The organism is Enterococcus sp. 3G1_DIV0629 (genome assembly GCF_002141285.1).
Taxonomy (GTDB): domain Bacteria; phylum Bacillota; class Bacilli; order Lactobacillales; family Enterococcaceae; genus Enterococcus_B; species Enterococcus_B lactis.
Map to the genome: position 1 here is coordinate 692,152 of NZ_NGLI01000002.1, position 25,000 is coordinate 717,151.

Here is a 25,000-nt window from a genome sequence, read left to right on the forward strand (position 1 = left end):
AATCTTCAACAACAGAAGAATCAACAACAGTTCCTGAATCTTCAACAACAGAAGAATCAACAACTGTACCTGAAACTTCAACAGAAGAATCAACAACACCTGCGCCTACAACACCATCAACAGATCAAAGTGTTGATCCAGGAAACGGCACAGGAAATAGTACTCCGGCTCCAACGCCAACACCAACACCTGAACAACCAAAACCTGTTACACCAGCTCCAACTCCTTCTGGAAGTGTGAATGGCGCAGCAATCGTAGCAGAAGCTTACAAATATATCGGTACTCCATATGTTTGGGGCGGTAAAGATCCAAGTGGATTTGACTGCTCAGGATTCACACGCTATGTTTACTTGCAAGTAACTGGTCGTGACATTGGTGGTTGGACAGTTCCTCAAGAATCAGCTGGAACAAAAATCTCAGTTTCTCAAGCAAAAGCTGGAGACTTATTATTCTGGGGTTCACCAGGCGGAACTTACCACGTAGCGATTGCTTTAGGCGGAGGACAATATATCCATGCTCCTCAACCAGGCGAAAGCGTAAAAGTTGGTTCAGTTCAATGGTTTGCACCTGACTTTGCTGTCAGCATGTAAGAATGATTAATCAAAAAGAGTTAGCCCTTTTCTGGACTAACTCTTTTTTTATTGAGAGAAAATAGAAATCAGATGAATTCTTCTGTCAATTCCATGAACGTTTGGATATCTTCAATCACCATATCGATACCTGCTTGCCAAAAATCTGGTTGAGTGAGATCGACATTCAAATGTTTCTTCGCAAGATCTTCCGTCGTCATTGAAGCAGTATCACGTAGTAAATGGATATATTCTTCTTCGAAATTTGCTCCCTTTTGATTGGCGTAAGCATAAATGCCTAAACTAAACAGGTAGCCAAAGGTGTATGGGAAGTTGTAAAACGGTACGTCATCAATAAAGAAATGTAATTTTGCAGCCCAGAAATATGGATGATAAGTGGCTAAAGCTCCTTGGTAGCCTTCTTTTTGTGCTTCAACCATCATCTCTGTGATCTTATCTTCTGAGACTAATCCCTCTTGCCGTGCTTCATAGAACCGATTTTCAAAAATGAATCGAGAATGGATATTCATGAACATAGCTAAAGCATTTTGCAGTTTTGTATCTAGCAAATTGATTTTTTCTTCTTTTGTTTTTGCGGCTTTTAATGTAGCATCGGCTACGATCAGTTCTGCAAATGTACTTGCTGTTTCTGCGACATTCATTGCGTATTCGCGATTTAAAGAAGGTAAATCCCACATCGTGCTGCTATGGAAAGCATGACCCAATTCATGAGCAAGTGTCGCAACCTCATTAACAGAATTGCTGTAGGTCATAAAGATCCTTGATTCTTTTGTTTCTGGTAACTCAGTACAATAACCACCAGGACGTTTTCCAGGACGATCTTCTGCTTCGATCCAGCTCTTTTCAAAAGCAGATTGTGCGAATTTAGCCATTTTTGGACTGAATTTAGTAAAGTTTTCGATAATAAATGCAGCTGCTTCGTCAAAACTAAAGGTTTTTTCTTTCAAATCGCCTAAAATAATAGGTGCATCTTGATCCTGCCATTCCATTTTTTCTTTACCGAAAAGATTGGCTTTTCTAGTCAAGTAATCAACAAGGGGTTGTTTGTTTTTTTGGATCGTCTCCCACATGACAGACAATGTTTCTTTTTTCAAACGGTTGTATTCTAATGGTTTTTGCAGAAAATCCGTGATGCCATGGAGTTCATAGTTAGAAAGTCTGAAACCATCTAAATGATTCAACGTATCTGTGAAGAGGGGGGCCTTTTCTTTCCATACTTTTTCCCAGGCTGCGAAAAGTGTTTCTCTGACTTTTGGATCTGGATCGCCCATCATCTTATTGAAGGCTTGGCCAGCAGATAATTCGACTACTTGACCATCTTGTTCGAAGGGAATCGAAATGCTGGCTACAATCGTATCATAATGACTGCTCCAAGCATTTAGACCATCTAATGAGAGCGTGTTGATAATGTTCTCTTCAGCTTCTGATAATAATTGTGAACCGTCACGACGGATCTCGTTTAAACGAAACGCGATTGTTTCAAACGAACCTTGGGAAAGCATCTGATTCCAATCATTGTCAGATATTTCTGCAAATTTCTTCGACAATACTGTTTCGGCTGATTGTAGACGAGGAAGCATGGCGTAAAGCTTACCTGATAAGATCTTTGCATCTGAATCATTGACATTGGCAGAAAGCAATGCAGTAATATAGCTGTTGCATTGGGTAAAGCCGTTCGTAATCGTTTCTTGCAATTGAAGAACCGCTTTTAGCTGCTCTGCATTGTCAGAACTAGGTGACCATTTTGTTACACGTTGATAATATTCGTTCGTTTGGTCTTCCAATTGCTTCATCCGTTGGTTCAAAGCATCAGAATGACTTCCTCCGGGGAAAATAGAATCTAGATCCCAATTTAATGAATAACTCATGAAAAAACTCCCTTCATATTGTAATACAAAATTAAGTATAGCACTTTTTTATAGAAGAAGTCTCTATGAAAATGATTGTTGTTTCTTCAAAAAAAGTCTAAGATAAATACAGAGGTGACTTATGAATTCTTCAAAAAAACAACTGAAAAACGGAAATATTTATTTAGTGATCGCACTTATAGTCGTTGCCATCTTATTTTACAGTTCTTCTCAAACTTACGGACAGCAATCACAAGTTTCGCGATTAGAAAGCTGGCTTCCTAATCAGCCATTTAAGGATACATTAGCAGGTATACGTTTTAATTATGGTGGAAGTATCGTGAGTATCGACCATCTTGGCTACGCCAAATTTGTAGAGTTTTTTTTAAGAAAGGGCGCACATTTTGGTACTTATTTTGTTTTGGGTGGCAGCTTGTTTTTAGGTGTTTTCCCTAAACTAAAAATTTGGTGGCTGACAGCGATCCTTGCTTGGCTTTCAGCAACAGGGTACGCAGGTTTGGACGAATTCCATCAGATGATGACCGGTGGACGAACACCTATGTTCCAAGATGTCATGCTGGATTCGATCGGTGCTCTGACTGCTGTGGTATTATGTGTGCTTTTTGCGGCATTCAAGAAGCGTTTATAGATTGGCTGTGGCTTTGTTTTTTTGTGAAATAGTACTAGAATAGAAGTGTATTCTCAAAAGAACAAGGGAGGAAAAATCATGTCAGGACATAGTAAGTGGCATAATATCCAAGGAAGAAAAAATGCCCAAGATGCGAAACGAGGAAAAGTCTTTCAGAAACTTTCTCGTGAAATCTATATGGCAGCTAAAGCAGGCGGTCCTGATCCATCCATGAACCCAGCTCTGCGGCTTGTTGTGGACAAAGCAAAAGCTGCAAATATGCCAAACGACAATGTAGAACGGGCGATTAAAAAGGCTACCAGTGCCGTAGATGAAACAAATTACGATGAAATCACGTATGAAGGATATGGACCGGGTGGAGTAGGAATCTTAGTCCATGCATTGACGGATAACCGTAATCGGACAGCGACAAATGTCCGAGTAGCTTTTACTCGAAACGGTGGGTCACTGGGAGAAACGGGTTCAGTCAGTTACTTGTTTGATCGCAAAGGGTATATCGTCATTGAACGCGATGGGTTGGCTGTTGATGAAGAGACGATGTTTGAAGATGTATTAGAGGCGGGGGCAGAAGATCTGCAAACTTCTCCTGAAGTGTTCGAGATTTATACTGCACCAGAAGATTTTGTTGCTGTACGAGATGAGCTGGAAAAAGAGTTCACTTTAGCGCAAGCAGAATTGACGATGATCCCACAAACAACGATTGATTTAAATGAGGAACAACGGGAGCAATTGGAACGTCTAGTAGATAAGCTAGAAGACGATGATGATGTCTCAGAAGTCTTTACTGCTGCTGAAATGTAAGCAGCGCATAGTTGAAATAAGTAAGAACGCACCTGTACGATCCGTACAGGTGCGTTCTTTTTATAAATTCTTTTTTGTTAGAAGACCAATACGGGCGTTCCTTTTTCGACCATCCCGAATAATTCCTTCATTACACTTGGCGGAGTGTTGATACAGCCATGTGAACCGCGGGTTTTCCATAAGTCTCCACCATATTCAGGTTGCCAGTCAGAATCATGGATACCAACACCTGTCCAGTCAATCGGCATCCAGTAATTTACTGGACTCTCGTAAGGTGTTCCGTCGTCATTTGTTCCTTTTAAAGTTGCATCTTCTTCTTTATTCCAAACATAGAAGACCCCAGCAGGTGTAGGTGTAGATGGCTTTCCGGAAACGATATCTGTTTCAAGGGCTACTTTTCCGTCTTTATAATACCACATATGCTGGTTCTCTAGATCAACTTCGATATACGTATCTTCGATCAATGGATGATCAGCGGTTGTGCCACCTTGCACAATCGGAGAACGAGTAAAGTCTTGGCCTGTCAGAATAGCTTTTTTCAACGCTTCTGTCTCGCTATCTGTTTGGATCGTCCAGCTGTAAGTGCCAACTGGGACTGTAACTTCTCCTCTTTTTGTACTTTTAAATTTTGTGTCATTCGTACTTGTGTTATACTTTGTGCCTAAATCTGTTACATATTGACGTACTTGTTCTGTATCTAAATCGACTTTTCCGTCGTTATAGGTCAGCCAGCTCATGATATCACTTGATGGGATCTGGAAAGTCTCCCCGTTTATACTGTAAGTAGCTTTTACTTTTGCGATAGCATTCATGGATTCGAGCTGTTCTTTCAATGAACTGTCTCCGGAGGTTACTTTTGGTTTTTCTTTGAACTCAGTTAATTCAATCGTATCTTTACCGGAATTTACTGCACTTTTTACTTGTTTGACCGCAGCATCGACGTTGATGGTATTTCCATTGACTTCAGGCTTGATAACAAAAGAGTCGCCTGATTTTTCAATTGTTGCATCAGTTGTAGGTGTCCGGTCTTTATTCAGATCAGTCAGTTTAGTTGTCAATGTCTGAACGGTAGTATCCAGTTTCTGGTGGTCTTGACTGATAGGATCGATTTCTTGTTTTTCAGCTGCTGAAACATAAGTCATTCCCCAAGTCCATCCGTTTTGTTCATTTAGGATCGGAGAAAGCTCAGAAGTGAAATCATCTTTATAGCCGAGCTCAGACTTTGGTACTTCCTGCCAGACTTGTCCATCTTCTTTAATAGCTAATTTTTTATCGGAATAAGCTTCTTTTAATTTTTCATTTGCTTTTTCGACTGTTAGATCGCTGACATTTATTCCGTTGATTTCTGTATTCGGCAAAAAATGCTTTGTGTAGTATGTACTGCGATAGGTATAAAAGCTAATCAGCACTAAGAGAACACCAAGAGCTGAAAGCAAAGCAACATGTTTCGATTTTTTTCGATGCGAAGATCTTGTCATATCGACAACTCCTTAAGTAAAAGTTTAGGGTGGAACGGTCTCATGATAGCATAATTTGGACGAAAAGACGAAGGTTATCTCTTCTTTATGAAAAAATTTAGAAACCAGAAGAGTGATAAAATAAAAAAACGGAAAACACCGTTTAGATGTTTTCCGTCATATTCAAAGATTATTCAGCGTCTAGTTTAGCAAAAGCTTCATCTAGAATTTCTTTTAATTGTTTAGCAGAAGCAGCCATACGGTCTTGTTCGCTGTCGCTTAAAGGAATTTCGATTACTTTTTGGATACCTTGACGGTTGATAACAGCAGGTGCACCAATGTAGATGTCATTCAATCCATATTCGCCATTCATGAAGACTGATAAAGGAAGAACAGCATTTTCATCATCTAAGATGGCACGAGTGATACGTGCTAATGCTACTGCGATACCATAGAAAGTAGCGCCTTTTTTCTCGATAATTGTGTAAGCAGCGTCACGTACGCCGAAGAATAGGTTAACCATAGCTTCTTCATCGATTTCTGGGTTGTTTTTCACCCATTCATAGATTTGCAAGCCGGCAACATTTGCATGTGACCAAACTGGGAATTCTGAATCTCCGTGTTCACCTAAGATGTAAGCATGGACGTTACGTGCATCAACGTCAACTAATTCCGCAAGTGCTTGACGGAAACGAGCAGAGTCAAGAGACGTACCTGAACCGATAACGCGTTCTTTAGGGAAACCTGAGAATTTCCAAGTTGAGTAAGTCAAAATATCTACTGGGTTAGCGGCAACTAAAAAGATACCGTTAAATCCTGATTCAACGATTTGTGTGACAACATCGCGGTTGATTTTTAGGTTTTTGTTTACTAAGTCTAAACGAGTTTCACCTGGTTTTTGTGGTGCGCCAGCTGTAATAACAACTAAGTCAGCATCATGTGCGTCTGCGTAAGTAGCAGAGTAGATTTTTTTAGGTGAAGTAAATGCCAAAGCGTGAGACAAGTCAATTGCGTCTCCTTCAGTTTTAGCAGTATTGATATCTACGATACCTACTTCTTGAGCAATATTTTGAGTAACTAGAGCAAAGGCATAGCTAGAACCTACGGCGCCGTCTCCAACAAGAATAACTTTTTGATGATCTTTTTTTTCTGCAGCTGCAGTCATTTAGTATCAATCCTTCCATTGATTTGTTTTTTCCCATGCTTATGCTAACATTTCTCAAGCCCCATGTCACGCTATTTGGCTATAAAATATAACAGATAACAAGGTTGTATCATATGTAAAAGCTTACATGTGCGTTATTTCACTATTTTTATAAATCAATTATTTCATTAAACTTTGAAGAATTTTTTAATTTCTTTATCATTTATTAACGATTCTCTTTTAGCCGAAACGCTTTGTTTTGTGTTATACTATACATTGACAGTATAAAAAAGAAAAAAAGCTCGATGGACTGGACCGCTAATTAGCAGTCCAGCCTTTTGTGCTGTTTTTAGAATTAGGTGGAAAAACAAAAATGAAAATGATCGTCGGGTTAGGAAACCCAGGTACCAAATACCAATATACTAAACACAATATCGGCTTTATGGTCGTGGATCAAATTGCACGCGAACATCAAGCTACTTTCAAAAAAAATCCATTCGAAGCAGAAGTTGCCGAATTTTTTCATAATGGAGAAAAGATCCTTCTAGTCAAACCACAGACATTTATGAATGAATCTGGTCGTGCAGTCGGGCCGTTAATGACTTATTTTGGGATTTATCCAGAAGAATTAGTCGTCATCTACGATGATTTGGATCTGGCAGTAGGAAAGATCCGGCTCCGTCAAAAGGGGAGTGCCGGCGGGCATAATGGTATCAAAAGTATCATTTCCCATTTGAATACGAATGTCTTTGATCGAATCAAGGTGGGAATCGGCAGACCAGAAGGGAAAAAAACAGTGGTCCAACATGTGCTTAGTCCTTTCAGCAAAGAAAATCAGCCTTTGATAGAAGAAAGCATATTTCAATCTGTCAAAGCAGTCGAATATCTCATAGAAGGGCATTCGTTCGTGGATGCGATGAATCAATTCAATTGAGAAAGGAGGAAAAGGAATGGATATCATTCAATTAGTCGGAAAAGATCCGCAAGTAAAAGAATGGATCAGCAATTTAGAAGAAAAAATGCCTAGACAACTAATCACAGGATTAGCTGGTTCAGCAAAGACGCTTCTATTTGCTCGAGCATTTAAGAAAACAAATAAAAATATGATTATTCTGATGCCAAATTTGTATTATGCCAATCAGTTAGCAGAAGATCTGCAACATGTGATTCCGCAGGATCAGATCCATTTATTTCCAGTGGATGAAGTGCTTTCTGCTGAAATGGCCTTTTCTTCTCCAGAAGCGCGAGGTGAGAGAGTCGCAACGCTCAACGCACTTCAAGAAAAAAAAGCAGGTATCTATTTGTTGCCAGTCGCAGCTTTGCACAAGCGGCTGCCGAATAAGAAAACTTGGCTACAGGCGCAATTGAATTGGCATGTTGGTGATGAAATAGATGTGGAAAATCTTCCTCGCCAATTGACTTTGATGGGCTATGTACGAGAAGAAATGGTCGCAAAACCCGGAGAATTCAGTATTCGAGGAAGCATCGTCGATATTTACCCATTAACAACAAACTATCCTATTCGTGTAGAATTATTTGATGTAGAGATAGATTCTATGCGGTATTTTGAAGCAGAAACACAACGTTCAATCGAAAAAACGGAAGAAATCTGGGTTTCTCCAACGAGTGAACAAGTCTATGGATCAGAGGATCTGGAACATGGAATAGAGCAAATGCAAAAAATGCTAGAAAAACGACTTGCGGCGACCACAGAAGAAGCAGACCGCGAGTTTTTACAAGATTACTTCGGTCAGCTGACTTCAAGCTGGCAAGCAGGTATCCCGACAGAAGAAGCAAAATTCTACTCAGATCTTCTTTACCAAGAATTTGTAACGATCTTGGATTATTTTCCTTCAAATAGTCTACTAGTCGTTGATGATTACCAGCGGATCATGGAAACAAATCGGGAAATCGAAAGGGAAGCGGCAGAATGGCATACTCAAAGAATCAGCGAATTGCGGGTTTTTTCTGAGCAGTCATTTTCAGCAGATGTACAAAGAATCGTTCAAAAGGAAAAATTTACTACAACCTTTTTCTCGCTCTTCCAAAAAGGGATGGGAAATCTTCGTTTCCAAGCAATCCATAATTTTCAATATCGGACGATGCAACAGTTCTTCGGACAAATGCCATTACTGAAAACAGAAATGGACCGTTGGCGCAAGCAAAAACAGACTGTTGTGATCTTTATTCCGACAAAGGACAGAATACGTAAAGCAGAACAAATGCTTCGAGATGAAGATATATTAGTAGTAGAAACAGAAAAAAATGCATTGATCAGAGGACAGGTACAATTAGTTGAAGGAGCTTTGCAGGCTGGTTTTGAACTTCCTCAAGAAAAAATAGTAGCTATCACAGAAAAAGAAATTTTCCAAAAAACGACGAAAAAACAAACGAGACGTCAAACAGTAACAAACGCAGAGCGATTGAAAAGCTATAATGAGTTAAAAGCAGGAGATTACGTTGTCCATGCCAATCATGGTATCGGGAAATACATTGGGATGGAAACGCTAGAAGTAGATGGCGTTCACCAAGACTATATGACTATTTTGTATCAAAACGACGACAAACTGTTTATTCCTGTTACTCAACTGAATCTGATCCAAAAATATGTCGCCTCGGAAGCCAAAGCACCTCGCATCAATAAGCTAGGCGGAAGTGAATGGACGAAAACTAAACGAAAAGTATCTTCGAAAATCGAAGATATCGCTGACGATTTAATCAAACTATACGCAGCAAGAGAATCAGAAAAAGGATATGCTTTTGGTCCTGATGACGCCTACCAAAAAGAATTCGAAAATGCTTTCCCTTATTCTGAAACAGATGACCAGTTGAGAAGTGCAGCGGAGATCAAGCGGGATATGGAAAAAGAAAAACCAATGGATCGACTACTCGTAGGTGATGTTGGTTATGGGAAAACAGAAGTAGCGCTTCGAGCGGCCTTTAAAGCGATAAAGGAAAGCAAACAAGTAGCCTTTTTAGTTCCAACAACGATCTTGGCACAGCAGCACTATGAAACGATGCTGGAAAGATTTGAAGGTTTCCCCGTAAATATCGGGCTATTAAGTCGTTTCAGAACAAGAAAGCAACAAAAAGAAACCATCGAACAACTGCGCACAGGTCAAGTTGATATTGTTGTAGGAACCCATCGAATCTTGTCAAAAGATATTGAATTTAGCGATTTGGGTTTATTGATCATTGACGAAGAACAACGTTTTGGTGTAAAACATAAAGAACGATTGAAACAGTTACGTGCACAAGTGGATGTTTTGACTCTGACAGCAACACCGATTCCGAGAACTTTGCATATGTCGATGCTAGGCGTGCGGGATCTTTCAGTAATCGAAACACCGCCTGCGAATCGTTATCCGATCCAAACATATGTTATGGAAAAAAATCCTGGGGCTATCCGCGAAGCAATCCATCGAGAAATGGGACGAGGTGGACAAGTATTCTATTTATATAACCGAGTAGAAACGATCGAACCAAAAGTAGAAGAAATCCAAGAACTCGTTCCGGAAGCGCGGATCGGCTATGCTCATGGACAAATGACAGAGGCGCAATTAGAAAATACGCTCTTTGAATTTATTGAAGGTCAGTATGATGTTCTTGTCACTACGACCATCATTGAAACAGGAGTGGATATCCCGAACGCAAATACATTGTTTGTTGAGAACGCTGATTATATGGGTTTATCCACGTTATATCAATTACGCGGACGGGTAGGAAGAAGTAGCCGTGTCGCATATGCTTACTTTATGTATGAGCAGCAGAAGATCCTTAATGAAGTCAGTGAAAAACGTCTTCAGGCAATCAAAGATTTTACAGAACTGGGATCTGGATTCAAAATTGCGATGCGTGATCTTTCCATTCGCGGTGCAGGTAATCTTTTAGGTGCTCAGCAACATGGATTTATTGATGCAGTCGGTTTCGATATGTATTCTCAAATGCTGAGCGAAGCAGTGTCTCGTAAACAAGGAAAGAATAGTCAAGTGGAGAAGACCACTGTTGAGATCGACCTCGGTGTTGACGCGTATCTACCTGAAACATACGTGGCAGATCAACGGCAGAAAATCGAGATCTATAAACGAATTCGTGAACTTGATTCGCAAGAAATGCTAGATGAACTGGAAGATGATCTGCTCGACCGTTTTGGAGAATACCCAGAAGAAGTAGCACATCTCCTGACAATCGGACAGATTAAAATGGATGGCGATCGAGCGCTCTTGGAAACGATAAGGAAACAGGAGCCGCATATCGTCTTTACTCTAAGCAAAGTTGGAACGAAACGCTACAGCGTGGAACAATTATTCGAAGCACTAACGGCGACGAAACTAAAAGCCAGTCTAGGCGTTGAAAAAGAACAGATGGTGATACGCTTGACGATTCCAAACCAAATGGAAGAAGCAGTGTGGCTTCAGGAAATCCAAAAGTTTGTCAAAGCATTGCGTGAGCAAAAATATCTGTCAGCGTAGGAAGGAGCAACGATTTGGATCATAAAGAAATGCGGCGCGTCATGCAAGGAGCATTTGTACTGACGATTGCTTCTTTCATAGCAAAAGTATTAAGTGCCCTTTACCGAATTCCTCTCCAAAACTTAGTCGGCGACGAAGGTTTTTATGTTTATCAGCAAGTTTATCCAATTTATGGGATAGCAATGACTTTAGCTTTATCAGGTCTTCCGCAGTTCATATCAAAGTACGTTGCAGAAAGAAAGAATCCTTTCGAGCGAAAGCAAGCTTTGCAAAGTCTTTATCCCTTGGTGTTTTGGACAGGCGTCTTTCTGTGGTTGTTTGTCTTTTCATTTAGCAGTTGGATTGCTTGGATGATGGGGGATATACAATTGAAACCACTGATCCAAGTAGTTTCTTTTACCTTTTTGCTGATGCCTGGTTTATCTTTTTATCGAGGGAATTTTCAAGGAAGATTTTTGATGGAACCAACGGCAGTTTCTCAAGTAGTTGAGCAGTTCGTTCGTGTTTCTGTAATCGTCTGTAGTGCGTTTGCTTTTAGAAAGCTCGGATGGACGGTGTACCAAACAGGAACGGCAGCGATGAGTGGAGCCGTTTTTGGCGGGTTATGCGCATATGGGATCCTTCACTACTATGAACAAAAGATTCATGGAGGAGTATTAAGCTTCCGCCGGTTCCCATTATTCAAACAGCCACCAAAATCTTTGATCCGGCGCTTTCTAGTAGAAGGCGGTCTGGTTTCGATTTATAGCGGATTACTCATCTTTTTTCAGCTGATCGACTCTTTCTTTGTAAAAAATGCTTTGGAAGTTTACGGTCTATCGGAATATGGTGCGAAGATAGCAAAAGGGGTCTATGATCGAGGGCAGCCTTTGGTTCAATTAGGTTTAGTGATTGCCACCGCATTAAGTGCGACATTTCTGCCTGCATTGACCCGTCATTTGACCAATCGGATCTATCGTCAGTTTTTGCAGACAGCCAAAATCTATCTTAGATTGACGACCGCTTTGGCATTAGCTGCATCTTTGGGATTAGCCTTACTGCTTCCTTATATCAATTATGCGTTGTTTAAAGATTATGCAGGAAATGCAGCGCTTGTATTGTTTGTTTTTTCCATTGCTTTTACTGCAGTCATCCAAGCCTATCAAAGTATTGCTCAAAGCAAGAACTCTTTTCGCCCTTCTTTAAAAGGAGCAGGATGGGGGCTCTTGGTAAAAGGATTGACTACTTCTTTTCTAACTGGTCTATTGGGAACAGCCGGAGCAAGCCTGTCTACCCTTTTAGGATTAGGTGTGACGCTTTGGTATTTTGTCCGAATCGAAACAAAAGAGCTAAATGCTTTTTGGAAAGAACGACATTTTGGGCGGAAGTTGATTATCAGCCTTCTTTGTATGACAGCAGTCCTGCTGCTGTATTATGGTGTATTGAATATAGTGTTTGGTCCTGTAACTCATCGTTCCACTGCTTTTTTTGTCAGTGTGATAGGCGTTGGGATTGGCGCATCTGTGTTCATTTATGCAGTGATTCGTCTCCGTCTGTTTACAGTAAGAGAGTGGCTCATGTTGCCATTTGGTAAGAAAATTCTACGATTAAACAAAAAAATCAAAAAGTGAGGAATAAGATATGCGATTAGACAAATTTTTAAAAATATCCCGAATCATCAAAAGACGATCAGTAGCAAAAGAAGTGGCTGATAAAGGAAGGATCCAAATCAACGGAAAATTGGCGAAATCTTCCAGTGATGTCAAAGTAGGCGACATTTTGAAAGTCCAGTTCGGCAACAAAACGTTGGAAGTAAAAATTACGGAATTACATGAATCGACCAAAAAAGAAGATGCACAAAAAATGTACGAAATTATTTCTGAAAATCGCACAGAAACACTAGAGAAATAGATTAGACAAGCTTTCATGATATTGGTATAATGAGAAAGACAATCAAAAAAGATTGGAGCGAATCCAAGTGACGAAAAAAAGCAATAAAATCGCTGCGCTAGATACGGAATATGCAAAGAAAAAGTATGCTGAATTTCAGCAACAACAACGACAACTGATTTTTCGAAGACGCAGACTGGCTGCAATTTTTGTTGGTGCTTTGGTCATTTTCGCGATAATAGGTGTGCAGATTTTCCATGATATGCAAAGGATGCATCAATTGAACGAATTGAGAGTCGAAGCAAATACTGAAATGAAAGAAGTCAACGCAGACGTTGATCAGCTGCACCAAGATGTTTCATTGCTGAAAGATGATGAATATGTAGCTAAACTTGCCAGAAGCAAATTCTTTTACTCAAAAGACGGTGAAAAAGTTTATCCTATATTAGAATCAAATACAGACAGCTCGACAAATGAAACAGATCAATCAACTAGTGCTACAACTGCGAAATAAGCAGGAATATAAAAAAGGGAAATAATTAGGAGGAACATTTTTTTTATGTCAATCGAGGTAGGAGCAAAACTGCAAGGAAAAGTATCAGGAATTACAAATTTTGGTGCGTTTATTGATCTAGGTGCTGGAAAAACGGGTCTAGTTCATATTAGCGAAGTGTCAAATGGATATGTAAAAGACATCCATGATGTTTTAAGTGTAGGAGATGAAGTAACAGTCAAAGTTATTTCAGTAAATGATGACGGGAAAATCGGACTATCTATCCGCAAAGCGCAGGAACAACCTGTAGAAACTGGAGAAGAAAGCCGTCCTAAAAAATTTCAACAAAAAGATTCCCGTGACAACCGCAATCGTCCAGCACAGAAAAAATCTTTTTCTCGCAGTCAGCCTTCAGCTCAAAAAGAAGACTTCGATTCATTGATGAGTTCATTTTTGAAAGATAGCGATGACCGCTTATCTTCATTGAAGCGAAACACAGAAGGAAAACGCGGTGGCCGTGGCGGACGCCGCAGCTAATAAAGCTGAAAATAATGATGATGCGACTATTTTAGTCATAGTATCAACAGAGGGCAGGTTAATTGTCGTTTTAGACGTTTTCCCGCTCTCTTTTTTTAGGAAGAAAGGGTGTGGAAAGAATGAGCGTTGAAAAAGACGGTAAAAAAGTACCGTTATTGCAGCAGTCATTTATTCGGCACGGGAATGAACAAAGATTCTGGCAAAAAGAATCAAGGATTTTAGCAGCGGTATCAGGTGGGGTTGATTCGATGGTTTTGCTCCATTTGCTTTTGCAAGCGCAACGCCAAATCGGTTTTTCTTTGGGCGTCATCCATATCAATCATCAATTGAGAGAAGAATCAGCAGAAGAAGCTGCTTATCTTCGCTCCTATTGTGAGAAGAAGAATCTCCCTTTATATGTAAGTGTTTGGGAAGATCCGGCCAAAACGGCCATAGAAACGGCAGCCCGTAACTTTCGTTATCAAGCATTCACTCGTGTGATGAAAGAAGAACAATATGATACGTTGATGACTGCTCATCATGGAGATGATCAAATCGAGACGGTGTTGATGAAAATCATTCGTGGGGGACAGTTAAGTACTTTTTCTGGAATCAAAGAAGTACAACCATTTGCTACGGGCAGACTTGTTCGTCCATTGCTGAGTTTCAGTAAAGAAGAATTGTATGCTTATGCAGCAGAATCACAGCTTGTTTACTTTGAGGATCAGACGAACCAATTATTAGATGTCCAAAGAAATCGGCTTCGCCATTTGGTTGTTCCTCAATTAAAACAAGAAAACACTCAGGTGATGAGACATTTTCAGCAGTTTTCGCAACAGATCCAATGGGCAGACCAAGTCATTCAAAAATGTATGGGGCAGTTAATCGAAAAGGAAGTCGAACAGTTAAAGGATCGATTTCAATTTTCAGCAGAAATGATAGAAAAAATGGAAGAAGCGGAACGATACTATTTTTTCCACTCCTTCTTCGACAAAGTATTCTCAGAAACAGGGATCATTTTGAAAGAGCAGCAAATGGCATCGATTTTAGAGCAGTGGCAACAGAAAAAAAGTCAATGGCAGCTTAGCATCGGCAACAACTGGGTACTGAAAAGAGAGTATCATTTTGTTGTACTCGCTAAAAAAGAAAAACAAGCCGCTACTCAGACAGAAGATCAGCGCTTGTTGCTTATTCCAGAACAAGGGATACAGTTGAACGAAACAGAATGGATTGGTCTGGTCAAACCTGAACATTCAGAGGTCATCAAAGCAACAGATTCATGGTCTCTGTTTTCTCATGACATTTGGGTTCCCGCCGATGTGCAACTATATGTCGAAAAAAGAAAAGCAGGAGACCGTATCCAATTAACGGAGAAACTTACAAAAAAAGTATCTAGATATTTTATCGATCAGAAAGTACCTAATTCACAAAGGCAGCATGCTTGGATCATTACAGATGCCAAAAGAAATATATATAGCTTGATACCTTTTGCCTTTTCATATTTGAGTATTCGTGAAGAAACTGATAAAATACACTACATACTTCTTTACAAATATCAAAAAGAAGCAATTGGAAGGAGAACCTGATGTTGGAAAAGGATATTGAGAGAATTTTGATCTCACAAGAAGAGATACAAGTTCGTTGCAAAGAACTAGGCAAAGAGTTAACAGAAATTTACCAAAACACCAATCCCCTAGTAGTAGGTGTCTTAAAAGGAGCGGTACCATTCATGGCAGATATCGTTCGTTCTATCGATACGTATTTGGAATTGGATTTCATGGATGTTTCAAGCTACGGGAATGCAACAGTCTCGTCAGGGGAAGTAAAAATCGTCAAAGACTTGGATACAAATGTAGAAGGTCGCGATCTGTTGATCGTTGAAGATATCATTGACAGCGGAAGAACACTTGCCTATTTAGTGGATCTTTTCAAATACCGCAAAGCAAAATCAGTCAAAATCGTTACACTACTTGACAAACCCGAGGGAAGAGTAGTAAACATCGAAGCAGATTATGTTGGGTTCAACGTACCAAATGAATTTGTTGTCGGTTATGGCTTGGATTATGCAGAAGCATATCGTAACCTTCCATACATCGGTGTATTGAAACCTAGTGTTTATCAATCAAATTAATGCTGTATCTCAATTAAATTATGGTACAATAGAATGGTCAGGATTGATAAAAAACTGTTAAATTAAATTGACGCTTAGGGAGGGCAACTATGAACAAAAAGAACAATGGCATGATGAAAAATGCCTTGTATTATGTCCTCGTAATCTTAGCGATGGTAATGGTCGTTTATTTTATTTTTGGTAATAACGGCCAGCGATCGTCAGATATCGAGTACTCAAAATTCACAGAACAACTACAAGCAGGCAAAATCAAAGAGTTTGAAGTGCAGCCTGCAAATGGTGTATATAAGATCACTGGTGAATACAAGGAACAGCAGACAGTCGCTAACAGCGGCGGGTTAGCTATCTTGGGTTCAACAGATACGACTACTACCCATTTCACAACAATCATTTTGCCAAATGATACAACATTGAGCCAAGTAACAGAACTGGCAAAAGAAAACAAAGTTGCTACAACAGTAAAAGAAGAATCAAGCAGCGGCGTATGGGTTTCGTTATTGCTTAGCTTCTTGCCGATCGTGATCATCATCTTTTTCTTCTACATGATGATGGGACAACAAGGCGGCGGTGGTGGCGGTGGCGGCCGTGTCATGAACTTTGGTAAATCAAAAGCCAAAGAAGCAGACAAAAAAGCTAATCGCGTACGTTTTTCTGATGTAGCGGGTGCGGAAGAAGAAAAACAAGAACTAGTTGAAGTTGTTGAATTTCTGAAAGATCCTCGCCGATTTGTTGAATTAGGTGCCCGTATCCCGGCAGGTGTACTTTTAGAAGGACCTCCAGGAACAGGTAAAACCTTGTTAGCAAAAGCTGTTGCCGGAGAAGCTGGCGTACCATTTTATTCGATCTCAGGTTCTGATTTCGTAGAAATGTTTGTCGGTGTCGGGGCAAGCCGTGTTCGTGATTTGTTTGAAACAGCGAAGAAAAACGCACCGGCTATCATTTTCATTGATGAAATTGATGCGGTAGGTCGTCAACGTGGTGCCGGTATGGGCGGCGGACATGATGAACGCGAACAAACATTGAACCAATTGCTTGTAGAAATGGATGGTTTCGACGGAAATGAAGGAGTAATCGTCATTGCTGCAACTAACCGTTCTGACGTACTAGATCCAGCGTTACTACGTCCCGGACGTTTTGACCGTCAAATTTTAGTTGGCCGTCCAGATGTAAAAGGACGTGAAGCAATCTTGCGCGTCCATGCACGGAATAAACCGATGGCCGATGATGTTGACTTGAAAGTCGTTGCTCAACAGACTCCAGGGTTTGCCGGAGCAGATTTGGAAAACGTCTTGAATGAAGCGGCGCTAGTAGCTGCTAGAAGAAATAAAAAGAAAATCGATGCTTCTGATATCGATGAAGCGGAAGATCGTGTGATTGCAGGTCCAGCTAAAAAAGATCGTGTAATCAGCAAAAGAGAACGCGAAATGGTTGCTTATCACGAAGCTGGTCATACGATTGTCGGATTAGTGTTAAGTCGCGCTCGGGTCGTCCACAAAGTAACGATCATCCCTCGCGGACGCGCCGGTGGATATATGATCGCTTTACCAAAAGAAGATCAGTTCTTGATGACAAAAGAAGATATGTTTGAACAAATCGTAGGTTTGCTTGGTGGACGTACAGCTGAAGAAATCATCTTCAATGTCCAATCAACTGGTGCTTCCAATGACTTTGAACAAGCGACAGCTTTAGCACGAAGCATGGTAACAGAATATGGAATGAGCGATCGTTTAGGTCCCGTTCAATATGAAGGAAATCATCAAGTGTTCGTTGGCCGCGACTACGGTCAAACAAAAGCTTATTCTGAACAAGTTGCTTTCGAAATTGATCAAGAAGTACGCAAGATTTTGATGGAAGCTCATGCCAAAGCTCATGAAATCATCGAAGCTCATCGTGCACAGCATAAATTGATTGCTGAAAAACTTCTGGAATTCGAAACATTGGATGCCAAAGCAATCAAATCGTTATTCGAACACGGTGTGATGCCTGAAGGTACTGAGTCAAATGATTATCCAAGCGAAAAAGAAGCGAAAACTTTTGAAGAAGCAAAACGTGCTTTGGAAGAAAAAGACGCTGAAAAACAAGCAGAAGAAAAACGTGATTTTGAAGAAGCAAAACATGAACTGCATGAGGAAAATAAAGCAGAACATGATTCAGATTCTCAACAATCAGAAGATAATCATTCAGACGATCAATACAAATAAAAAAATATAGGTCAATTGAACTGATATGACTCCCGAAAACCGGAACAAAAACCGGTTTTCGGGAGATTTCTTTATTTAAGATATAAATAGGATGATGTCCTGTTTTCTAGATGATTCTGAATTATTTTTAAAAGAAGCATTCCAAAGTTGAAAAAAGCAGGAGTTGCTAGTATGATTCACTATGTGTTTAAAAACGGAAAAAGGAGTACATAACAAATGAAAGATTATCTGGTTAAGGCACTTGCTCACGACGGATTCGTACGAGCATACGCCGTTCAAGCAACAAATACCGTAGCGGAGGCACAAAGACGTCATGATACTTGGCATACGTCCTCAGCTGCTTTAGGACGAACATTAGTGGGCAGTCTGCTGCTTGGTGCAACACTTAAAGGAGAAGATAAACTAACTGTTCGAATCCAAGGCGATGGTCCAGCAGCGGGAATCGTAGTAGATGCAAATGGGAAGGGAGATGTGAAAGGCTACATCAAAAATCCGCATCTCAGTCTTCCTTTGAATAGTGAAGGTAAAATCGATGTGCGAGGAGCAGTTGGGACACAAGGGATGTTTACTGTCACAAAAGATTTAGGATTAAAAGAACCTTTTTCTGGTCAAACGCCAATTGTTTCTGGAGAAATCGCTGAAGATTTTACTTACTATCTCGCTATTTCAGAACAAATCCCTTCAGCTGTTGGACTAAGTGTATTGGTCAATACTGATGACAGTATCAAGACAGCGGGTGGATTCATGATTCAAATCATGCCAGGTGCCGATGAAGAAACAATCAGCAAGATTGAGGAACAATTAAAAACAACACCAAGAATCTCTACTCTCTTAGATGAAGGACAGACACCAGAAGAAATATTGAAGGGATTGCTTGATACAGAAGAGCTGAACGTTTTAGAAAAAATGCCTGTTCAATTCAAATGTGACTGTTCGAAAGAAAAATTTGCAGAAGCAATTATCGCGCTAGGTGCAGAAGAAATCCAAGCGATGATAGATGAAGATCATGGAGCAGAAGCGGTATGCTCTTTCTGTAACAATAAATACAAGTATAGTGAAGAAGAATTAGCTGGATTGAAGAAAGAAGCCTTAGGAGGAATTTAAGTGGAACACAAATGGAAAATCGGCAATGTTGAAATCCCTAATCGTGTCGTTGTTGCGCCGATGGCTGGAATAACAAATTCAGCATTTCGAGTCACTGTCAAAGAATTTGGTGCAGGCTTAGTCGTATGTGAAATGATCAGTGATCAAGGTATCCATTTCAGAAACAAAAAAACTTTAGAGATGCTCCACATTGAAGAAACAGAACATCCGTTAAGTTTACAGATATTTGGCGGGAACAAAGACAGCCTAGTTGAAGCTGCTCAATTTGTCGAAGAAAACACAGCTGCAGATATAATAGACATCAATATGGGCTGTCCAGTAAACAAAGTGATCAAAGCAGAAGCAGGGGCAAAGTGGCTTTTAGATCCTGAGAAAGTATACGAAATGGTCCAAGCTGTTTCTTCAGCAGTAGATATCCCTGTAACGGTCAAGATGCGTATCGGTTGGGATGAAGAACACGTCTTTGCTGTAGAAAATGCATTAGCAGCACAATCAGCTGGAGCAAGTGCCATCGCTATGCACGGGCGTACGCGGGTTCAGATGTATGAAGGAAAAGCAGATTGGGAAATATTAAAAGAAGTAAAAAAACATCTCACCATCCCATTTATGGGGAACGGGGATGTCAAAACACCCGAAGATGCAAAACGGATGCTTGATTATGTTGGTGCAGACGGTGTGATGATTGGCCGGGCAGCTTTGGGAAACCCATGGATGATTCATCGTACACAGCATTATCTAGAAACAGGAGAACTGATTCCTGAGCCAACACCAGCCGAAAAGATTGCTACAGCTAAACTTCATTTACAACGCTTAGCAGATCTCAAAGGAGAAAAAGTAGCATGTAGAGAATTCAGAACACATGCGGCTTATTATTTAAAAGGGATTCCTCGAGCAGCAAAAGTGAAAGTAGCAATCAATCAGACAGAAAATCAGCAAGAAATCAATGATCTGCTGGATCAATTTGTAGAAAAAGCAGAAAAAGTACTATTGAAACAAACGTTGTGATTTCTAAGTTTTTCGTGAATTTTCAAGCCGAAATTCCAAGTTCGGCTTGCTTTTTTTGTGTTTCATTGGCATTATAGGAAAGAGATTAACATGAGAATGGAGGAACTTTTGTGACACAGGAACAACAACATCAAGTAGAAGATTTAAATGATCAAATGCTTGTACGTCGTCAAAAAATGGAACAATTGCGTGAAGATGGAATCGATCCATTTGGAAAACGATTTGAACGCACACACAACTCAGAAGAATTGCATGAACTATTTGATCCAAGAACAAAAGAAGAACTAGCAGAGATGGGATTGACCGCTAGTGTAGCTGGACGTATGATGACTCGCCGAGGAAAAGGAAAAGCTGGATTTGCGCATCTGCAAGATCGTGAAGGCCAAATTCAAATTTATGTAAGAAAAGACCAAGTAGGTGATGAAGCCTATGAAGTATTTAAACATGCAGACCTTGGAGATTTCTTTGGTGTAACTGGACAAATCATGAAAACAGACACAGGCGAAGTTTCTATCAAAGCTTCAGAAATCACGATTTTGTCAAAAGCACTTCGTCCACTGCCAGATAAATACCATGGCTTGACGAATATTGAACAACGCTACAGACAACGCTACTTGGATTTGATCAGTAATCGCGAAAGCTTTGACCGATTTATGAAACGAAGCCAAATTATCAGCGAGATCCGTCGTTATTTAGATGGCAATGGCTATATCGAAGTAGAAACGCCAGTATTGCATAATGAGGCAGGTGGAGCCGCTGCTCGCCCATTCATCACACACCATAATGCACTGGATATTGATTTATATTTGCGTATCGCGTTGGAACTTCATTTGAAACGACTAATTGTCGGAGGAATGGAAAAAGTTTATGAAATCGGTCGTGTTTTCCGTAATGAAGGGATTGACACTACGCATAATCCAGAATTTACGATGTTAGAAGCATACACAGCATATACTGATTTCAATGATGTAATGAATCTGACAGAAGGTATTATCCGTAACGCAGCTGAAAAAGTACTAGGGACAGCGAAAATCACATATGATGGACAAGCTGTTGACTTAGAAAGCGACTTTAAACGTATCCATATGGTAGATGCGATCAAAGAACAAACTGGTGTAGATTTCTGGAAAGAAATGACATTGGAAGAAGCATTAGCCTTAGCTGAAAAGCATAACGTAGAAGTAACAGAAGCGATGGGTGTCGGACATGTTATCAATGAATTCTTTGAAACGTTTGTTGAAGAAACGTTGACACAACCGACATTTGTTTACGGACATCCAGTCGAAGTTTCGCCGTTAGCGAAGAAAAATCCAGAAGATCCTCGATTCACAGACCGATTCGAACTATTTATCGTAGGACGCGAATTTGCTAATGCCTTTACGGAACTGAATGATCCAATCGATCAAAGAGAACGATTTGAAGCACAAGAAAAAGAACGTGAACTAGGGAACGATGAAGCTCACGGTGTAGACGAAGACTTCTTGGAAGCATTAGAATACGGTATGCCGCCAACTGGTGGTCTAGGTATCGGGATTGACAGATTAGTGATGCTGTTAACTGACGCTCAATCCATTCGGGACGTTCTACTATTCCCAACAATGAGATAATCAAATAAAAGCTGTCTAGGGGACTCCTTAGGCAGCTTTTGCCATGTAGAAAGCAACAAACAATAACGAATGTTCAAAAGCTGTTATCAAATATTACAGACATTAAGGAAGCCGAAAGCGAACGATAAAGAAAGAAAAGTAGTGAATAATCGCTTATTGAAAAAAACTTGAAAAAATACAAAAAATTCGTTGACCAAGATAAATTTAGTTGGTATATTATTACTTGTCCAAAAGACAGAAGGAAATATTTCTTCAAAAACATAACAAAAAAGTTATTGACATGTTGCTAACGACATGATAAGATAACTGAGTCGTTAAAAAAGAACAGCTTGCGAAGCTTGATTCTATCGAAAAAAACTTCAAAAAAGTTCTTGACAAATAACAAACGATAAGTTATGATAAATGAGTTGCTGAAAGATTTCGAAAAACGAAATCGAAAAAACTTTTAAAAAAGAGTTGACAATCGCTTGTCACTCTGATATGATATAAAAGTTGCTACGGCAGCCAAAATAAATCGGAAAAACACTTCCGGTGAAGTAGACCTTTGAAAACTGAACAAAGTAAGACAAACCAAATGTGTAGGGCGTCTTGATTCAATTCAAGACAACAAACATTTTTAACAAGCAAGCAATATGCTAGCAAACAAATTGAGCTTAACAATCGCAAGATTGTTCGAACTTTTTATGAGAGTTTGATCCTGGCTCAGGACGAACGCTGGCGGCGTGCCTAATACATGCAAGTCGTACGCTTCTTTTTCCACCGGAGCTTGCTCCACCGGAAAAAGAAGAGTGGCGAACGGGTGAGTAACACGTGGGTAACCTGCCCATCAGAAGGGGATAACACTTGGAAACAGGTGCTAATACCGTATAACAATCGAAACCGCATGGTTTTGATTTGAAAGGCGCTTTCGGGTGTCGCTGATGGATGGACCCGCGGTGCATTAGCTAGTTGGTGAGGTAACGGCTCACCAAGGCCACGATGCATAGCCGACCTGAGAGGGTGATCGGCCACATTGGGACTGAGACACGGCCCAAACTCCTACGGGAGGCAGCAGTAGGGAATCTTCGGCAATGGACGAAAGTCTGACCGAGCAACGCCGCGTGAGTGAAGAAGGTTTTCGGATCGTAAAACTCTGTTGTTAGAGAAGAACAAGGATGAGAGTAACTGTTCATCCCTTGACGGTATCTAACCAGAAAGCCACGGCTAACTACGTGCCAGCAGCCGCGGTAATACGTAGGTGGCAAGCGTTGTCCGGATTTATTGGGCGTAAAGCGAGCGCAGGCGGTTTCTTAAGTCTGATGTGAAAGCCCCCGGCTCAACCGGGGAGGGTCATTGGAAACTGGGAGACTTGAGTGCAGAAGAGGAGAGTGGAATTCCATGTGTAGCGGTGAAATGCGTAGATATATGGAGGAACACCAGTGGCGAAGGCGGCTCTCTGGTCTGTAACTGACGCTGAGGCTCGAAAGCGTGGGGAGCAAACAGGATTAGATACCCTGGTAGTCCACGCCGTAAACGATGAGTGCTAAGTGTTGGAGGGTTTCCGCCCTTCAGTGCTGCAGCTAACGCATTAAGCACTCCGCCTGGGGAGTACGACCGCAAGGTTGAAACTCAAAGGAATTGACGGGGGCCCGCACAAGCGGTGGAGCATGTGGTTTAATTCGAAGCAACGCGAAGAACCTTACCAGGTCTTGACATCCTTTGACCACTCTAGAGATAGAGCTTCCCCTTCGGGGGCAAAGTGACAGGTGGTGCATGGTTGTCGTCAGCTCGTGTCGTGAGATGTTGGGTTAAGTCCCGCAACGAGCGCAACCCTTATTGTTAGTTGCCATCATTTAGTTGGGCACTCTAGCAAGACTGCCGGTGACAAACCGGAGGAAGGTGGGGATGACGTCAAATCATCATGCCCCTTATGACCTGGGCTACACACGTGCTACAATGGGAAGTACAACGAGTTGCGAAGTCGCGAGGCTAAGCTAATCTCTTAAAGCTTCTCTCAGTTCGGATTGCAGGCTGCAACTCGCCTGCATGAAGCCGGAATCGCTAGTAATCGCGGATCAGCACGCCGCGGTGAATACGTTCCCGGGCCTTGTACACACCGCCCGTCACACCACGAGAGTTTGTAACACCCGAAGTCGGTGAGGTAACCTTTTTGGAGCCAGCCGCCTAAGGTGGGATAGATGATTGGGGTGAAGTCGTAACAAGGTAGCCGTATCGGAAGGTGCGGCTGGATCACCTCCTTTCTAAGGAATATTACGGAGACTACACAATTTGTTTTTACTTTGTTCAGTTTTGAGAGGTTTACTCTCAATTTAAAACGGGGCCTTAGCTCAGCTGGGAGAGCGCCTGCTTTGCACGCAGGAGGTCAGCGGTTCGATCCCGCTAGGCTCCATTAACAACATTAGTTGTTAAATTTGTTCATTGAAAACTGGATATTTGAAGTAAATGTAAGTAATACAAACCGAGAACACCGCGTTGAATGAGTTTTTTAATAAGTTCAATTGCTTATTTTCTTGATCTAAATTCTATCGCTAGAAGAAGGATCAAAACCCAACCGCAAGGTTGATAAGGTTAAGTGAATAAGGGCGCACGGTGGATGCCTTGGCACTAGGAGCCGATGAAGGACGGGACTAACACCGATATGCTTTGGGGAGCTGTACGTAAGCTATGATCCAGAGATTTCCGAATGGGGGAACCCAGCATCTTTAATAGGATGTTACGATTGTGTGAATACATAGCACATTCGAGGTAGACGCAGAGAACTGAAACATCTAAGTACCTGCAGGAAGAGAAAGAAAATTCGATTCCCTGAGTAGCGGCGAGCGAAACGGGAAAAGCCCAAACCAACAAGCTTGCTTGTTGGGGTTGTAGGACTCCAATATGGTAGTTCTTTCAGATAGTCGAATGACTTGGAAAAGTCAGTCAAAGAGGGTAAAAACCCCGTAGACGAAATGTGGAAGACACCTAGGAGGATCCTGAGTACGGCGGAACACGAGAAATTCCGTCGGAATCCGGGAGGACCATCTCCCAAGGCTAAATACTCCCTAGTGACCGATAGTGAACCAGTACCGTGAGGGAAAGGTGAAAAGCACCCCGGAAGGGGAGTGAAATAGAACC

At 41.0% G+C, this 25,000-nt stretch carries 18 protein-coding genes, 1 tRNA gene and 2 rRNA genes (1 of these 21 cut by a window edge); 18 read left to right on the forward strand and 3 right to left on the reverse strand.

What is annotated here, in order from left to right:
• A partial coding sequence (locus tag A5816_RS12125; protein ID WP_179189721.1) for a C40 family peptidase occupies nucleotides 1-590 on the forward strand: 590 nt, incomplete at its 5' end.
• A gap of 68 nt (nucleotides 591-658) precedes the next feature.
• On the opposite strand, the gene A5816_RS12130 is transcribed toward A5816_RS12125, so the two are convergent.
• Nucleotides 659-2,458, reverse strand: a complete 1,800-nt coding sequence (locus A5816_RS12130) for a M3 family oligoendopeptidase (RefSeq protein ID WP_086311429.1) — start codon at nucleotides 2,456-2,458, stop codon at nucleotides 659-661.
• 121 nt (nucleotides 2,459-2,579) lie between these two features.
• Between A5816_RS12130 and A5816_RS12135 the strand changes: the two genes are divergently transcribed.
• Together A5816_RS12135 and A5816_RS12140 are read left to right on the forward strand one after the other, a co-directional pair.
• Complete coding sequence (locus A5816_RS12135; protein ID WP_002315904.1) at nucleotides 2,580-3,086, forward strand: VanZ family protein; 507 nt, start codon at nucleotides 2,580-2,582, stop codon at nucleotides 3,084-3,086.
• Nucleotides 3,087-3,164: 78 nt separating this feature from the next.
• Nucleotides 3,165-3,887: a YebC/PmpR family DNA-binding transcriptional regulator gene (locus A5816_RS12140; RefSeq protein WP_025478428.1), complete on the forward strand. Its 723-nt coding sequence runs from the start codon at nucleotides 3,165-3,167 to the stop codon at nucleotides 3,885-3,887.
• A 77-nt stretch (nucleotides 3,888-3,964) separates the two neighbouring features.
• On the opposite strand, the gene A5816_RS12145 is transcribed toward A5816_RS12140, so the two are convergent.
• Both A5816_RS12145 and A5816_RS12150 read right to left on the reverse strand, forming a co-directional pair.
• On the reverse strand, nucleotides 3,965-5,365 hold the full coding sequence (locus A5816_RS12145) for a L,D-transpeptidase family protein (RefSeq protein ID WP_002373632.1): 1,401 nt from the start codon (nucleotides 5,363-5,365) through the stop codon (nucleotides 3,965-3,967).
• A gap of 169 nt (nucleotides 5,366-5,534) precedes the next feature.
• Nucleotides 5,535-6,509 (reverse strand): L-lactate dehydrogenase, encoded by a 975-nt coding sequence (locus A5816_RS12150; protein ID WP_002287399.1) that lies wholly within the window; start codon nucleotides 6,507-6,509, stop codon nucleotides 5,535-5,537.
• Between the two features lie 352 nt (nucleotides 6,510-6,861).
• Here A5816_RS12150 and pth point away from each other — a divergent pair, with 352 nt between their 5' ends.
• The 15 genes from pth to A5816_RS12230 all read left to right on the forward strand — a co-directional run.
• On the forward strand, nucleotides 6,862-7,422 hold the full coding sequence (pth, locus tag A5816_RS12160) for an aminoacyl-tRNA hydrolase (RefSeq protein ID WP_002315906.1): 561 nt from the start codon (nucleotides 6,862-6,864) through the stop codon (nucleotides 7,420-7,422).
• A gap of 16 nt (nucleotides 7,423-7,438) precedes the next feature.
• Nucleotides 7,439-10,960 (forward strand): transcription-repair coupling factor, encoded by a 3,522-nt coding sequence (gene mfd, locus A5816_RS12165; protein WP_086311430.1) that lies wholly within the window; start codon nucleotides 7,439-7,441, stop codon nucleotides 10,958-10,960.
• Nucleotides 10,961-10,974: 14 nt separating this feature from the next.
• A complete protein-coding gene (locus A5816_RS12170) occupies nucleotides 10,975-12,570 on the forward strand; it encodes a polysaccharide biosynthesis protein (protein WP_010733147.1) in 1,596 nt (531 codons plus the stop codon).
• A 10-nt stretch (nucleotides 12,571-12,580) separates the two neighbouring features.
• On the forward strand, nucleotides 12,581-12,850 hold the full coding sequence (locus tag A5816_RS12175; RefSeq protein WP_002287407.1) for an RNA-binding S4 domain-containing protein: 270 nt from the start codon (nucleotides 12,581-12,583) through the stop codon (nucleotides 12,848-12,850).
• Nucleotides 12,851-12,917: 67 nt separating this feature from the next.
• Nucleotides 12,918-13,343: a septum formation initiator family protein gene (locus tag A5816_RS12180; RefSeq protein WP_010733148.1), complete on the forward strand. Its 426-nt coding sequence runs from the start codon at nucleotides 12,918-12,920 to the stop codon at nucleotides 13,341-13,343.
• A 45-nt stretch (nucleotides 13,344-13,388) separates the two neighbouring features.
• Nucleotides 13,389-13,859 (forward strand): S1 domain-containing RNA-binding protein, encoded by a 471-nt coding sequence (locus tag A5816_RS12185; RefSeq protein ID WP_086311431.1) that lies wholly within the window; start codon nucleotides 13,389-13,391, stop codon nucleotides 13,857-13,859.
• Nucleotides 13,860-13,978: 119 nt separating this feature from the next.
• Nucleotides 13,979-15,424, forward strand: a complete 1,446-nt coding sequence (gene tilS / locus A5816_RS12190; protein ID WP_086311443.1) for a tRNA lysidine(34) synthetase TilS — start codon at nucleotides 13,979-13,981, stop codon at nucleotides 15,422-15,424.
• Entirely contained in the window at nucleotides 15,424-15,969 is a 546-nt protein-coding gene (hpt, locus tag A5816_RS12195) for a hypoxanthine phosphoribosyltransferase (protein WP_002287415.1), read from the forward strand. Before tilS ends, hpt begins: the two co-directional genes overlap by 1 nt.
• Nucleotides 15,970-16,058: 89 nt before the next feature.
• A complete protein-coding gene (gene ftsH / locus A5816_RS12200) occupies nucleotides 16,059-18,170 on the forward strand; it encodes an ATP-dependent zinc metalloprotease FtsH (RefSeq protein ID WP_002373641.1) in 2,112 nt (703 codons plus the stop codon).
• Between the two features lie 216 nt (nucleotides 18,171-18,386).
• On the forward strand, nucleotides 18,387-19,274 hold the full coding sequence (gene hslO, locus A5816_RS12205) for an Hsp33 family molecular chaperone HslO (RefSeq protein ID WP_002310401.1): 888 nt from the start codon (nucleotides 18,387-18,389) through the stop codon (nucleotides 19,272-19,274).
• On the forward strand, nucleotides 19,275-20,279 hold the full coding sequence (gene dusB / locus A5816_RS12210; RefSeq protein ID WP_002373642.1) for a tRNA dihydrouridine synthase DusB: 1,005 nt from the start codon (nucleotides 19,275-19,277) through the stop codon (nucleotides 20,277-20,279). It begins immediately after the preceding gene.
• 110 nt (nucleotides 20,280-20,389) lie between these two features.
• Nucleotides 20,390-21,886 (forward strand): lysine--tRNA ligase, encoded by a 1,497-nt coding sequence (gene lysS / locus A5816_RS12215; protein WP_002310399.1) that lies wholly within the window; start codon nucleotides 20,390-20,392, stop codon nucleotides 21,884-21,886.
• A gap of 679 nt (nucleotides 21,887-22,565) precedes the next feature.
• A 16S ribosomal RNA gene (locus A5816_RS12220) occupies nucleotides 22,566-24,126 on the forward strand.
• 76 nt (nucleotides 24,127-24,202) lie between these two features.
• Nucleotides 24,203-24,275: transfer RNA gene (locus A5816_RS12225), tRNA-Ala, on the forward strand.
• A gap of 177 nt (nucleotides 24,276-24,452) precedes the next feature.
• A 23S ribosomal RNA gene (locus A5816_RS12230) occupies nucleotides 24,453-25,000 on the forward strand; it runs 2,367 nt beyond the window's last position.
• Together the 16S and 23S rRNA genes with 1 tRNA gene alongside form the textbook arrangement of a ribosomal RNA operon.

What these genes read in the sequence shown, in the direction of transcription:
- A5816_RS12130 (WP_086311429.1), bottom strand. Translation starts at nt 2,458, where the DNA reads ATGAGTTATTCATTAAATTGGGATCTAGATTCTATTTTCCCCGGAGGA.
- A5816_RS12135 (WP_002315904.1), top strand. Translation starts at nt 2,580, where the DNA reads ATGAATTCTTCAAAAAAACAACTGAAAAACGGAAATATTTATTTAGTG.
- A5816_RS12140 (WP_025478428.1), top strand. Translation starts at nt 3,165, where the DNA reads ATGTCAGGACATAGTAAGTGGCATAATATCCAAGGAAGAAAAAATGCC.
- A5816_RS12145 (WP_002373632.1), bottom strand. Translation starts at nt 5,365, where the DNA reads ATGACAAGATCTTCGCATCGAAAAAAATCGAAACATGTTGCTTTGCTT.
- A5816_RS12150 (WP_002287399.1), bottom strand. Translation starts at nt 6,509, where the DNA reads ATGACTGCAGCTGCAGAAAAAAAAGATCATCAAAAAGTTATTCTTGTT.
- pth (WP_002315906.1), top strand. Translation starts at nt 6,862, where the DNA reads ATGAAAATGATCGTCGGGTTAGGAAACCCAGGTACCAAATACCAATAT.
- mfd (WP_086311430.1), top strand. Translation starts at nt 7,439, where the DNA reads ATGGATATCATTCAATTAGTCGGAAAAGATCCGCAAGTAAAAGAATGG.
- A5816_RS12175 (WP_002287407.1), top strand. Translation starts at nt 12,581, where the DNA reads ATGCGATTAGACAAATTTTTAAAAATATCCCGAATCATCAAAAGACGA.
- A5816_RS12185 (WP_086311431.1), top strand. Translation starts at nt 13,389, where the DNA reads ATGTCAATCGAGGTAGGAGCAAAACTGCAAGGAAAAGTATCAGGAATT.
- tilS (WP_086311443.1), top strand. Translation starts at nt 13,979, where the DNA reads ATGAGCGTTGAAAAAGACGGTAAAAAAGTACCGTTATTGCAGCAGTCA.
- hpt (WP_002287415.1), top strand. Translation starts at nt 15,424, where the DNA reads ATGTTGGAAAAGGATATTGAGAGAATTTTGATCTCACAAGAAGAGATA.
- ftsH (WP_002373641.1), top strand. Translation starts at nt 16,059, where the DNA reads ATGAACAAAAAGAACAATGGCATGATGAAAAATGCCTTGTATTATGTC.
- hslO (WP_002310401.1), top strand. Translation starts at nt 18,387, where the DNA reads ATGAAAGATTATCTGGTTAAGGCACTTGCTCACGACGGATTCGTACGA.